At 69.9% G+C, this 12,694-nt stretch carries 7 protein-coding genes; 4 read left to right on the top strand and 3 right to left on the bottom strand.

The genetic code is table 11. The features are described 5' to 3' along the window. Nucleotides 1-61 precede the first annotated feature (61 nt). Together sigJ and ACGFNK_RS22710 are read left to right on the top strand one after the other, a co-directional pair. Nucleotides 62-1,024, top strand: a complete 963-nt coding sequence (sigJ, locus tag ACGFNK_RS22715) for an RNA polymerase sigma factor SigJ (protein WP_393418515.1) — start codon at nucleotides 62-64, stop codon at nucleotides 1,022-1,024. Beyond that, nucleotides 1,021-2,748 carry a cytochrome bc complex cytochrome b subunit gene (locus tag ACGFNK_RS22710; protein WP_393418513.1) on the top strand — a complete coding sequence of 576 codons (1,728 nt, stop codon included), beginning with the start codon at nucleotides 1,021-1,023 and terminating at the stop codon, nucleotides 2,746-2,748. The genes sigJ and ACGFNK_RS22710 overlap by 4 nt, the downstream gene beginning before the upstream one ends. On the opposite strand, the gene ACGFNK_RS22705 is transcribed toward ACGFNK_RS22710, so the two are convergent. Then, a complete protein-coding gene (locus ACGFNK_RS22705; RefSeq protein ID WP_393418511.1) occupies nucleotides 2,720-5,815 on the bottom strand; it encodes a glycoside hydrolase family 2 TIM barrel-domain containing protein in 3,096 nt (1,031 codons plus the stop codon). The two genes, ACGFNK_RS22710 and ACGFNK_RS22705, sit on opposite strands and share 29 nt — an antisense overlap. A 278-nt stretch (nucleotides 5,816-6,093) precedes the next feature. On the opposite strand from ACGFNK_RS22705, the gene ACGFNK_RS22700 reads away from it, so the two are divergent. Further along, entirely contained in the window at nucleotides 6,094-8,502 is a 2,409-nt protein-coding gene (locus ACGFNK_RS22700) for a SpoIIE family protein phosphatase (protein WP_393418509.1), read from the top strand. Nucleotides 8,503-8,511: 9 nt separating this feature from the next. Here ACGFNK_RS22700 and ACGFNK_RS22695 read toward each other — a convergent pair whose 3' ends face one another. Together ACGFNK_RS22695 and ACGFNK_RS22690 are read right to left on the bottom strand one after the other, a co-directional pair. Continuing rightward, nucleotides 8,512-10,233, bottom strand: coding sequence for a ricin-type beta-trefoil lectin domain protein (locus ACGFNK_RS22695; protein WP_393418507.1), 1,722 nt, complete (start codon nucleotides 10,231-10,233; stop codon nucleotides 8,512-8,514). Between the two features lie 268 nt (nucleotides 10,234-10,501). Beyond that, nucleotides 10,502-11,425: a helix-turn-helix domain-containing protein gene (locus ACGFNK_RS22690; RefSeq protein ID WP_393418505.1), complete on the bottom strand. Its 924-nt coding sequence runs from the start codon at nucleotides 11,423-11,425 to the stop codon at nucleotides 10,502-10,504. Between the two features lie 63 nt (nucleotides 11,426-11,488). Between ACGFNK_RS22690 and ACGFNK_RS22685 the strand changes: the two genes are divergently transcribed. Continuing rightward, nucleotides 11,489-12,322: a phytanoyl-CoA dioxygenase family protein gene (locus ACGFNK_RS22685; RefSeq protein ID WP_393418503.1), complete on the top strand. Its 834-nt coding sequence runs from the start codon at nucleotides 11,489-11,491 to the stop codon at nucleotides 12,320-12,322. Nucleotides 12,323-12,694 lie beyond the last annotated feature (372 nt).

The raw sequence follows: 12,694 nt of genomic DNA, 5'->3' as shown, positions 1-12,694 counted from the left end.
TGTCACACTCCGGGCCCCCGTAGCCCTCGAAGTAGTGAGGCGCGCTACGGGAGGCACAGGCATGTCCAGAAGTCCGGCAGCGGATCCGGCAACGCAGTCGCGGCCCGATGAGGCCCTGAACACGGCGACCCGTCTGTTCATGGACCATCGCGAGCTGCTGTTCGCGATCGTCTACAACACGCTCGGCAGTGTCGCCGACACCGAGGACGTACTGCAGGAGACCTGGCTGTCCTGGTCCGGCAGCCGCAGCCGGTCACCGCACAAGGAGATCGGCAATCCGCGCGCGTACCTCGTCCGCATCGCGGTGAACCACGCGCTGAAGCGGCGGTCCGTGATCAGCCGGCGACGCGAGACCTACGTCGGCCCTTGGCTGCCCGAGCCGCTCGTCACCCAGCCCACGGACGAACCGCCACCGGACGCCGCCGACCCCGCCCTGCGCGCCGAGTCCGTGTCGATGGCGATGCTGGTGGTGCTGGAGTCGCTGTCCCCGCTGGAGCGCGCGGTGTTCGTCCTGGGCGAGGTGTTCGGCTACGCCCACACCGAGATCGCCGGCGTCCTCGACCGCAGTCCCGCCGCCGTGCGCCAGCTCGCGCACCGCGCCAGGCAGCACGTGCACGCCCGGCGCCCGCTGTACGAAGCGCATCCGCGGGTGCGCAGGGAGGCGACCGAGCGGTTCGTGCAGGCCGCGCTCGGCGGTGACATCGGTGCGCTGATGGAGATCCTCGCGCCGGACGTCACGGTGTGGTCGGACGGCGGCGGCAAGAGGCGCGCGGCGCTCAGGCCGGTGCGGGGCAGGGACAAGGCCGTGCGGCTCCTCACGGCGCAGGCGGGGCGGGGCGGGGCGCGGCTGGACATCACATACCGGCGCGTCAACGGTGACGACTCCGTGGTGTTCTTCGACGGCACGTCCCCGTTCGCCGTGATGGTCATGGACCTCACGCCGGAGGGCGACCGGGTCAGCGGCGTCTACATCGTCTTCAACCCCGACAAGCTCACGCACGTACGCAAGGACGATGACGTATGACCACGTACGAGAAGGCAACCTCGCGCCGGTCCGCGGCCGAGGAGGCGTCCTCGGGGCAGCGTGTGGCCGACTGGGTCGACGGCCGTCTGGGCATCCACAGCCTCGGCAGGAAGTATCTGCGCAAGGTGTTCCCGGACCACTGGTCGTTCCTGCTCGGGGAGATCTGTCTGTGGAGCTTCGTCGTACTGATCCTCACGGGCGTCTATCTGACGCTGTTCTTCCATCCGTCGATGAACGAGGTGACGTACCACGGCAGTTACGTCCCGCTGAAGGGCGTGCGGATGTCGGAGGCGTACGCCTCGACACTGGACATCAGCTTCGACGTACGGGGCGGACTGCTGATCCGGCAGATCCATCACTGGGCGGCGCTGATCTTCGTCGCCGGGATGCTGATGCACATGATGCGGCACTTCTTCACGGGCTCGTTCCGCAAACCCCGTGAGATCAACTGGCTGTTCGGCTGGACGCTGCTGTTCCTCGGCCTGTTCGAGGGGCTCTTCGGCTACTCGCTGCCTGACGATCTGCTGTCCGGCACCGGGCTGCGGTTCCTGGACGGCGCGATCCTGTCCGTGCCGGTCATCGGGACGTATCTGTCGTTCTTCCTGTTCGGCGGCGAGTTCCCCGGAGATGACATCGTCGCCCGCCTCTACTCCCTGCACATCCTGGTGATCCCAGGCATCATGGCGGCCCTGGTGGTGGCCCATCTGATCCTGGTCTTCTACCACAAGCACACCCAGTTCCCGGGGCCCGGAAAGACCGAACGGAACGTCGTGGGCGCGCCGTTCATGCCCGTATACATGGCGAAGGCAGGCGGGTTCTTCTTCCTGGTGTTCGGGGTGATCACGCTGATCGCGGCCATCGCGACGATCAACCCCGTCTGGGCGTACGGGCCCTACCGCGCCGACCAGGTGTCCACGGGAGCCCAGCCGGACTGGTATCTGGGCTTCGCGGAGGGCCTGGTGCGCATCATGCCGGGCTGGGAGATCAATATGGCGGGCCATACGCTGGTCCTCGGCGTGCTGATCCCGATCGTCGTCTTCCCCCTCCTCCTCGTCTTCATCGGTGCCTATCCGTTCCTGGAGTCGTGGATCACCGGCGACAAACGCGAGCACCATCTGCTGGACCGCCCGCGCAACCGGCCGGTCCGTACCTCCATCGGCACGGCCTGGATCAGCGTCTACCTGATCCTGCTCGCGGCCGGCGGCAACGACATCGTGGCCACCCGTTTCCATCTGTCGATCAACACGGTCACCTGGGCGGCCCGGATCGCGCTGTTCGTCGTCCCCGTCCTGGTCTTCATCGCCACCCGGCGCATCTGTCTCGGGCTGCAACGCCGGGACCGCGACCTGGTGTTGCACGGTCGCGAGACCGGCGTCATCAAGCGCCTGCCGCACGGCGAGTTCGTCGAAGTGCACCAGCCGCTCTCCCCCGCCGAGTTGCACACGCTGACCCAGCACGAGCAGCCCCGGCCGCTCGAGACGGGCCCGGCACACGACGCGAACGGAGTGCCGAGCCCGAACGGCTCGAAGGGGCGGCTGCGGGCTCTCCTGTCCCGCGGTCTGTACGGCGACGGATCGCAGGTGGCGAAACCTACGGCCGAGGAGTACCGCGAGGCTCATCCAGAGGAGGAGGCCGAGGTGGTCGAGGAGGTCGAGGTGGTCGAGGTGGTCGAGGAGCCCCGGGAAGCCCGAGCAGTCAGCGAGGCGGGGCCTCCAGACGGCTGATCCGCTGGGCGCCCCGGGCCTCACCCGGGTGGCGGCTCGTCATGGTGAGCCGGATCCGGCTGCCGCGTATCGCGTCGAAGGTGATCGCCGTCGGCGCGTCGGACGCGGTGGCCCAGTCGATCTCGGCTCCCTTCACGGGCACATGGCGGCGGCCGTCCCAGTACGCCACCTCGACCGTGGCGGGCAGGGTGTGCGTGGCGTCGACGGTGAAGGAGACCTCGATACGGTCCAGGGTGCGGATACGTCCCCAGTCGACGGAGACCCAGTCCTCCTCGCGGGCGCCGTTGAAGGCGGGCAACAGGGCGGTGGCCTCCTTGTGGAAGGCGTTGGACCAGCCGGTCGCCGCGTCGCCGTCGAGCATCGCAGCGGGCAGGGTGTCCGGACGACCCGAGTAACTGGCGTCCGCCACAGGGTAGTTCGGTGCGCCCGGACCCGGGTCGGCCTCGAACTCCGGCGCCGGGGTGAGGACCTTCGTCCTCGCGGGCGTGGTACGTAAGGTGACGGTGGCGGTCCGCAGACCCTGCGAGCGGGCCCGGACCGTGAGGCGTCCCGCCTTCGCACCGGAGCGGACGATCGCCAGGGCCTTCCCGTGGAAGGCTGTGCGGGTGCTCGCGTGATAGCGCTCGGCGCTCTCCTCGCGCCCGTTGTCGAGCCCGGCCAGCGAGCCACCGTCGACGTCGAACGCCAGGAGGTGTTCGGCGCCCGGCACCACCACACCCTTGGCATCCACCACCTCCGCGGTCACGAAACAGAGCGAACGACCGTCCGCCGGAAGGGACTTGCGGTCCGCGGTGAGGCGCACGGCGTGCGGCTTCCCGGCGGTGCGCAGTACGTCGGTGGCGACGGCCCTGCCGTCACGCCGGGCCACCGCCTTCAACTCTCCGGGCGCGAACGGCACCTTCCAGATGAGGTGGAGCTTGCCCGCGCTGCCGTTGGGGCTGGTGTAACTGCCGGGCCAGGGACCGCCGGTGACGGTCTTGTCGTCGCCGGTCGCCTCGGTGGTCTCCAGATACGTACGGCCGTCGGTGGTCTTCTTCTCGTCGAACTTCCTTGTGCCCAGCGACTTTCCATTGAGGAACAGCTCGACGGTGTCCACATTCGAGTAGGCCCAGACTTCGACCGTCTCGCCCTCCTCATGGTTCCAGCTCATCGGCAGCAGATGGACCATGGGCTCGTCGGTCCACTGGCTCTTGAAGAGGTGGTACGTGTCCTTCGGGAAGCCCGCCGTGTCCACGGCGCCGAAGAAGGACGCTTTCACCGGGAACACGTCGTACGGCGTCGGCTCACCGATGTAGTCGATCCCCGACCACAGGAACTCCCCCGTGAACCACTTCCGGTCCCGGTCCTTCTTCAGCCCGTACTCGCCGCTCATCGTCCAGGAGGCGAGGTTGTTGTCGTACGAGGATGTGGCGCGCTTGCCCGGGGTGTAGTTCTCGCCGGTGTTGAGGCGCTCCGGATCCTGGTAGGTGCCGCGGGTGGAGGTCTCGGAGGAGGACTCCGACTCGAACAGGAAGAGGCGTGGATAACGTGCGTGCAGGGCGTCGACGGAGGCGGCGGAGTTGTAGTTGAGGCCGAGTCCGTCGATCTTGGCGAGGAGGAGGTCCGCGGGCGATCCGACGGGGGGCACGCTGCGGTGCCGGTGTGAGCCGATCACGATGGGGCGGGTCTCGTCGAGCTTCTTGATGCCGTCGATGAGCCGGTCCGCCATGGTCAGTCCGGCGGTCGAGGTGAAGTCGGGGACCTCGTTGCCGATGGACCACATCAGGACGGCGGGCGAGTTGCGGGCCGCGAGGACCATCTCGGCGATGTCGGCGTCACTGTGCTCGTCGAAGAAGCGTCCGTAGTCGTACGGGTTCTTGCCGCGCCGCCAGCAGTCGAAGGCCTCCACCATCATCACGATGCCGAGCCGCTCGCAGGCCTCGATCACCTCGGGGGCGGGCGGATTGTGCGAGGTGCGCAGAGCGTTGACGCCCATGCTCTTCATGATCTTCAGCTGGCGTTCGACGGCGTCCGCGTTGACGGCGGCGCCGAGCGCGCCCAGGTCGTGGTGGAGGTTGACGCCGCGGAGTTTGGCGTACTCGCCGTTGAGGGTCATTCCGTCGTCGGGGTCGAAGACGGCGTGGCGGATGCCGAACGGGGTGCGGTAGGTGTCGGTGGTCTTGCCGTCGACGCGGAGTTCGGTGTGCAGGGTGTAGCGGTGTGGGCTCTCGAAGGACCACAACTTCGGCTTGTGCACAGTGAGTTGATGACTCTCGGTGGCCGTGTCCCCGACCTCGGTCGTGGAGGTCTCGCGGGCCACCGTACGGCCGTCGGGATCGACGACGCTCGATCTGATCTCGACCTGTCCCGCGGCACCCGACTCGTTGACGACGCTCGTCTCCACCCGTAAGAGTGCGCGCCCCTTCTCGATCTCGGACGTGGTCACATGCGTGCCCCAGCGGCGGACGTGCACCGGCTCGGTGACCACGAGGCGGGCCTCGCGGTAGATGCCGCTGCCTGAGTACCAGCGACTGCTGGGGAGTTGGTTCTGGACCTTGACGGCGATGACGTTGGCGGTCTTGCCGTCCGTGTGCAGCAGGTCGGTGAGGTCGAGGGCGAACCCCGTGTAGCCGTAGGGGTGTTGGCCGACGAGCTTGCCGTTGCAGTAGACGTACGCGTCCATGTAGACGCCATCGAACTCGATGGAGACGCGCTTGCCCGTGTACGCGGACGGCAGGGTGAAGGCGAGGCGGTACCAGCCGAGGCCGCCGGGCAGGAAGCCGGTGCCGCTGGTGGTGCCGTGCTCGGTGGTGGGGGTCAGCTCGATGCTCCAGTCGTGCGGTACTGCGATGGGCCGCCAGTCCGAGTCGTCGTAGCCAGGCTCGGCGGCCCGGGCGTAGGCGCCGGTGGGGTCGGTGATGCCGGACGGGTTGACGAGCGCGAAGCGCCAGCCGTCACGGAGCGGAATGGAACGCCGCTCTCCGACGGCGGCGCGGGGCCCGGGTGCGGCCTGTACGTCGGTGGCTCCGGCGAGGACCGCCGGAGTCGCCGTGCCTGCGATCAGTACCGACCTGCGCGTCACCGTCATGCCGTGTCTTTCCCTTCGTCAAGGGCTCAGAAAAGCTCACAACTACTCGTGATCGAACAGATTTTGACGGTCTGACTCTCTGGACCGTCAAGACTCCGGCAGGCCTCTTCTGTCCGTCACGTCACATCGGCCGGAAACCCTCCCGGTGACGGACGGGCCCAGGGAGACGGTCGGTGCCGGGGTGCCTCAGGCGGTGTGCGGACCACCGGCACGGACTAGGCTGGGATCCAAGTGACGCATCTGATCACTGCCAGTGTCCGCAATGGAGTGTGGCGACGATGAGGAGCCACGACGACACACCGCCCGACGGTCCGGACTACCCCTTCGACGAGACCGCCACGGCACGGGCCGTCCTCGACGGCGACGGAATCATCGTCGAGTGGAACGAGGGCGCCCGGCGCCTGCTCGGGCATGCCCCGGCCGATGTCCTCGGTCGGCCCGCCGCGGATCTGCTGGCCCCGGGCGCCGAGGCGGGGAGGCGCCCCGAGCTGACGAGCAACCGCTGGAGCGGAGAGCTCGCGCTGCGCCATCGGGACGGGAGCCCCCGGGACGTATGGCTGCTCGCGCACCGGCGACGGCCCGACCGCGGCGACCGCAGCGACTGGCTCCTCGTGACGCCCCTCGACGGTACGGTCCCGCTGCCCGACGGCGATCCCCTGACGACCGCGGTCCTGGAACAGTCCCCCTGTGCCACGGCGATCTACGACGAGCGGCTGCGGCTGCGCCGGATCAACGAGGCGATGGCCGACACGATCGGCCTCCCGGAGGAACGGATCCGCGGGCTCCGGCTCCCCGAGATCGGCGGAAAGCCGCAGAGCGAGGACATCGAGCGGCATCTGATCCGGGTGCTGCTGTCCGGGCAGCCCGAGGATGTGCAGACGTACATGCGGGTGGGCGACGTCCGGGAGCCGCACGCCTGGCTGGCGCGGATCGCGCCGCTCATGGACTCCGAGGGCAGGGTGTGCGGCGTCTGTCTGACCGCCCACGACTTCACCGAGCAGTACCTGGCCCGTGAACGTCTCCAACTAGTCAACGAGGCGAGTATCCGCATCGGCTCCACCCTCGACGTCAGACGCACGGCCCAGGAGCTGGCCGACGTGTGCGTGCCCGCGCTCGCCGACTTCGTCAGCGTCGACCTGATGGATCCGGAGGACCAGGGCGGCGATCCCGGACGGCTGTCCGCCCCCGTCAGCCTGCGCCGTGCCGCGCACCGGTCGGTGAACCCGGGCAACCCGGAGGCGATGGTCAAGCCGGGCCAGGTCGATGTCTACCCGGCGTCCTCGCCGCAGGCCGACTCCCTGCTGGCGGGCCGGCCCATCGTGGCCTCGGACCTCGCGTCCACGCTGTCGGAGTGGCTCGCCTGGGACCGGCCGCGCTTCGAGCACGCCAAGGAGCACGGCATCCACTCGACGATGTCGGTCCCGATGCAGGCCCGCGGCGCCCCCCTCGGCGTCGTGGTCTTCACCCGGTTCCGGCGGCCCGAGCCCTTCACGCCCGACGACGTCCTGCTGGCCGAGGAGGTCACAGCCAGGGCGGCCGTCTGCATCGACAACGCCCGCCGCTATTCCCGCGAACGCGCGACCGCGCTCGCTCTGCAGCGCAGCCTGCTGCCCCGGACGCTGCCGCGCACGGCCGCCCTGGAAGCGGCCTCCCGCTATCTGCCCGCGGCCCGGGCCGGGGTCGGCGGCGACTGGTTCGACGTGATCCCGCTGTCGGGCATGCGGGCCGCCATGGTCGTCGGGGACGTCGTCGGCCACGGCATCCAGGCCTCGGCCACGATGGGACGGCTACGGACCGCCGTCCGCACGCTCGCCGACATCGACCTGGCTCCGGACGAGCTGCTGACCCACCTCGACGACCTGGTCCTCAGGCTGTCCACCGAGGCGGGCAGCGACGGCACGACGGGCGAGGTGGGCGCCACCTGCCTGTACGCGGTGTACGACCCGATCAGCCGCCGCTGCACCCTCGCACGGGCCGGGCATCCGCCTCCGGTGATGCTGCCGCCGGACGGCCCGCCGCGGGAGATCCACGTACCGCCGGGGCCCCCGCTCGGCCTCGGCGGGCTGCCGTTCGAGTCCATCGAGCTCACGCTCGCCGAAGGGACCGTGCTCGCCCTCTACACCGACGGTCTGATCGAGAGCCGCGAGCGGGACATCGACGTCAGTCACCGGATGCTGTGCCAGGCGCTGGCCCGCCCGTCGAGCTCCCTGGACGACACCTGCCACCATGTCCTCCAGTCGCTGCTCCCGCCGAGGGGCGTCGCCGACGACGTGGCCCTGCTTCTCGCCCGCACGCGCGGACTTCCGGCCTCCCGGGTCGCGACCTGGGACATCCCGGCCGACCCCGCCCTCGTCGCCCCGATCCGCAAGCAGGTCGTCCAGCAGCTGGACACCTGGGACCTGGACGAGGCGGTGTTCACGACGGAGCTCGTGGTGAGCGAACTCGTCACCAACGCCATCCGGTACGGCGAGCGCCCCATCCGGCTGCGCCTGATCCACGATGCCGGCACGCTGATCTGCGAGGTGTCGGACGCCAGCCACACGGCCCCGCATCTGCGGCGCGCCAAGATCTTCGACGAGGGCGGTCGCGGACTGCTCCTGGTCGCCCAGCTCACCCAGCGGTGGGGCAGCCGGTACACGCCCGAGGGGAAGACGATCTGGGCGGAGCTGATCATGGACGAGGACTGACCGTACGGATCATGGTGTGCGGCCGGGGTTGGGCCGGGCGCTGCGCGTCGGCTCGGGTGAATCGCCGTCCGTGTACGCGTTGATCCACTCCATCTGGAGCGAGGTCGCCGAGGTCTCGAACTGCCAGCGCTGGGATGCGCTGTCCTCCCGGGTCTTGAGGACGAGGGCCGTCTCGCCCTCTTCCGCGGCGGGTGTCAGGGCCAGTTCCTCGCGCGCGAGCGGCAGCAGCTTGTCCTCGCGGGTGAAGTCGTACCGCACGTTCTTGGTGTTCCGCTGGGCCTCGCCCTCACATGGGCCCAGCCGGACCGAGGAGGCGAGGCGGGAGTCGAGGCACAGCTCAGGGGTGTCGAGGCTGCGGAGCCGGCCGTCGTTCTCGTACGACCACTGCTGCCGGGCGGAGGAGGTGCAGGTGGTGAGCACGGCCTCCGCGTCCTTGACCGCCTTGTCGCCGACGATGCCGACGCACAGACCGCTTCCGGCATTGCGCAGCCGGCCGCGCGTGGTGCCGGACGGCGAGTCGTCCGCACCGCCCGCACCGCCCGCACCGCCCGAGCCGGCTCTGGTGGGCCCGGCGTCGGGCGCCCTGGAACCGGGTGTTCTGGACGCCGTCCCGGTTCCCACGTCGGAGGGGGGCTGTGTGTCGTCCCTGTCGCCGGCCCACAGGACGAGCGGCACGGTGATGCATGCGCTGACGGCGAGTACCACCAGGGCGAGGGTTCTCCGGCCGCGCGAGCGCGTTCCCGGCTCCGGGGGGTAGGGCGGCTCCGTGGGAGGAAAGTCGAGCTGCGCGGAGAGGTCGTCAGGGTATGTGGGGGCGCCTGCCTCATGGTGGTGGGCGACGTTCGCCGGGGTGCTGGTCCAGGATTCGCCAGAGGTCACGGCCACGACCGGGCCGGGCGGCGCCTCCTCCACGATCGGGCCCGTGGGTCGCTTCGCCATGACCGGGCCTGTGGGTGCCTGCGCCACGACGGGGCCCGCCTGCGCTTCCTCGAACCGGGCACGGCGGCCGGGACGGGAGTCGAGATAGGGCCGTGCCCCCCAGCCGAGCACCGCCTCGGCCAGCAGCACCGGCAGCCGGCCACCGGACTGGTCCAACTGGTCGGACGCGTACCGGCAGTACCCGCACTTGTTCATGTGGCGCAGCAGATCGCGGCAGGTCTTGGTGTTGCTGCGCCGGACCGAGGCTTCCAGCAGTCGGTTGTAGCGGCGGCACTCCTCCCGGGGGGCGAGTGCGCTGTGCGCCTCGAGGGTGCCCGCGCGTAACAGCTCACGCGCCTTCTCCAGCTGCGCGGGCGCGTCGGCGGCGGTCAGGCCGAGCAGTTCGGCCGGTATCGCGAGGTCCTCCGCCTCGACTTCCACGTGCCACAGAATGCAGCGGGCGGGCTCCGGCAGCTCCTGAAATGCGCGGGACACCAGGCGCCTGTTCTCCGGCGGAAGAAGCCGTACCGAGGCGCGGTCCCCGTCCTCGGGGCCGGAGTGGAGATCGGGGTGGAGCTGTGAGCGCCGGTGGTCCGCGTCCCATTCCGCCGCGACAGCGCGCACGGTGACGAGCAGCCGCGGCAGCCACGCCACGGTCTCTCCCGTCCGTCGCCCGGATTCCCCGAACAATCGTGTGAATGCGGCCGTGGTGAGCATTCCTGCGTACTGCGTACTACTGGTGCACAGTCGCGCGTACGAGTGGACTGCTGCCCAGTGCCGCGCCAGCAGTTGCTCGTCCGTCGCGCCGTTCACGTGCACTTTCCTCCAACGAATTTACCGAAATCAGTACATACCACCCGGTATGGAATTACCGCAGGCCACCAAACGCACCCTCGCACAGCGCACCGTCCCGGTACAAGCGAAACCTCTCAATGCCCGTTTCTACCCGTGTAGTTGGAGCACTCAAATGGTCAACGAGAGTTCGTCGCACGGTGATTCGAAATTCATTTCCCGAAGTTGCCTGGCCTATGTGGCGGTTTGCCGTCCGGGAAGGGCAGACATCGGATCAGAGGTCGGACTTCTACGGGGCTCGGAGTCTCGCCCGATACGCACCGGGAGGCGTCCCGTAACGCTGCCGGAAGACACGGTTGAAGTGGTACGGGCTGGCGAAGCCGGAAGCCGCCGCCACCCGTTCCACCGGCAGATCGGTGGCTTCCAGGAGCCGGGCGGCGTGCAGCAGCCGCGCGGCGAGCAGGGCCCGCATCGGGGACTGGCCCAGCTGCTGGCTGAACAGATGCGCGAACCGGGAGGGCGACAGCGACACGCCCGCGGCCAGCGACTCCACGGAGTGCGGCGCGCCCGGGTCCGCAGCGATCAGCGCCTCGGCCCGGCGGATCCGCACGTCGATGCCGGAGCGCTGCGGCTCCGTGCGCGCGGTGGCGGCCGTGAGCAGCACGATCGACTCCAGCGAGCTGAGGGTCAGCTCGCGGGCCGCGGCTTCATGGGCGACGGCGATCTGACCGGCCTCGTGGGTGCCGCCCGGCGCGGCGATCCGGCCGGGCGGTGCGCCCTGACCCGTCCACCGCGCGTCGGCCAGCATCCGCCGGAACGCCGACTCCACGCGTTCGTGCACACCGACCGGGACCGGCCTCACGGCGTACAGCCGGTCCCCGTGTGCGTACGGCCGCAGCCAGCCCGCCCACGACGGCCTGGCCTGGCAGTGCGCCCACCAGAATGCCCAGTGCCGCGCGCCCGGCGCGACCGCGTATCTGTGGGGAACGTCCGGTCCGAGGACCACCAGGTCACCCGCGCCCGCCCGCGTTTCGACGGCGCCCTGGCTCAGCCGTCCGATCCCGCCCGTGGTCCAGGTGAACAGCCAACTGTCCGCACCACGCGGGCGGTTGACGCTGTAGCCGGGCCGCTCGTCGAAGCGGCCGACGGTGACGAGGCCTGGTGGCGGGGCGGGGGCAGCAGGCTCGGGCAATCCCTCAGCGTTCACGGGCATCCTCCCGTACGGCGCGGCCGCCTAGCGTGGACTGGACGGAGCCCCCGCCGGAAAGGTGAACGCATGACAGTCACGGACATCGGCGCCTTCCATGAGCCCATCCTGCCCGAGGCCGGCCACCGCCAGTTCGAGGAGGACGGCTTCACAGTGCTGCGCGGGCTGTTCGGCCGGGACGAGATCGCCGAGCTGAACGCGGAGTTCATGTCCCTGCACGCCGCCGGTCCGGTGCCCGGCCACTTCGAGCCGCGCGTGTCGGAGACGCTGGGGCCCGCCGATCCGCTGCACCGCTACCCCCGTGTGATGCATCCGCACCGCATCAACGAACTGGCGCTGCGTTTCCTTCTCGAACCGCGGCTGCGCGGCGTCCTGGAGAACCTCTTCGGCGAGGAGGTGCTGGCCGCCCAGAGCATGTTCTACTTCAAGCCGCCGGGCGCCCGGGGCCAGGCCCTGCACCAGGACAACTTCTATCTCCGTGTCGAGCCGGGCACCTGTGTGGCCGCGTGGATCGCCTGCGATGTGATCGACCGGGAGAACGGCGGTCTGGAGGTCGTTCCGGGCACGCACAAGATGGACCTGTTCTGCCCGGAGGAGGCGGACGAGGGGCTGTCGTTCGCGCGGGAGTACGTACCGCCGCCGGCCGGGCTCGCCGCCGTGCCGGTCGACATGTCGCCGGGCGACGTTCTGTTCTTCAACGGCACGCTGGTCCACGGTTCGCAGCCGAATCGCTCCGCTGACCGGTTCCGCCGGTCGTTCATCGCCCACTACGTGGGGCGGTCGGCCGACTGCATCGGAAGCCACTACCGCACGCTGACGATGAGCGGGGATCCCGTGCCGCTGCGGGAGAGTGAGGGCGCGGGGCCGTGCGGGACGGAGTTCGCTCCGGCGGGCCCCCACTAGGCGCTCCGCTGGGAGGGCGGTTTCTGATCTGCGGGTTGGTGGGTGGCTGATCGCGCAGTTCCCCGCGCCCCTTAGGTGCGTGGTGGGTCGGGGCCGCGGGCCGGTGCGTCAGCCCGTCGCAGGGTGGGCATACGGCCGTTCCGCTTCCACAGGGCGCAGGTGGCCTGAGACAGAACCTACGCGACGGGCATACGACGCACCGACCCACGTCCCCTCCCGCCGGTGGGAGGCTGCGGGTTCGTTGTGGCGCAGGCTTTTGCTTTTCAGGGGCGCGGGGAACTGCGCGACAAGCCACGACGCACCCGCAGCCGCGACACGGCGTGTCACCCCACCCCCTGGCGGGGGGCCTGGGGGCGCAGCCCCCAGTTTCGG

It is taken from the genome of Streptomyces sp. NPDC048825 (assembly GCF_043198355.1).
Classification (GTDB): Bacteria; Actinomycetota; Actinomycetes; order Streptomycetales; family Streptomycetaceae; genus Streptomyces; species Streptomyces xiangluensis.
Note: the sequence above shows the minus strand (reverse complement) of the source record. Positions and strands in the feature narration are given on the sequence as shown.

Coding starts and splice junctions, on each gene's coding strand:
- ACGFNK_RS22700 (WP_393418509.1), top strand. CDS start 6,094: ATGAGGAGCCACGACGACACACCGCCCGACGGTCCGGACTACCCCTTC.
- sigJ (WP_393418515.1), top strand. CDS start 62: ATGTCCAGAAGTCCGGCAGCGGATCCGGCAACGCAGTCGCGGCCCGAT.
- ACGFNK_RS22705 (WP_393418511.1), bottom strand. CDS start 5,815: ATGACGGTGACGCGCAGGTCGGTACTGATCGCAGGCACGGCGACTCCG.
- ACGFNK_RS22710 (WP_393418513.1), top strand. CDS start 1,021: ATGACCACGTACGAGAAGGCAACCTCGCGCCGGTCCGCGGCCGAGGAG.
- ACGFNK_RS22685 (WP_393418503.1), top strand. CDS start 11,489: ATGACAGTCACGGACATCGGCGCCTTCCATGAGCCCATCCTGCCCGAG.
- ACGFNK_RS22690 (WP_393418505.1), bottom strand. CDS start 11,425: ATGCCCGTGAACGCTGAGGGATTGCCCGAGCCTGCTGCCCCCGCCCCG.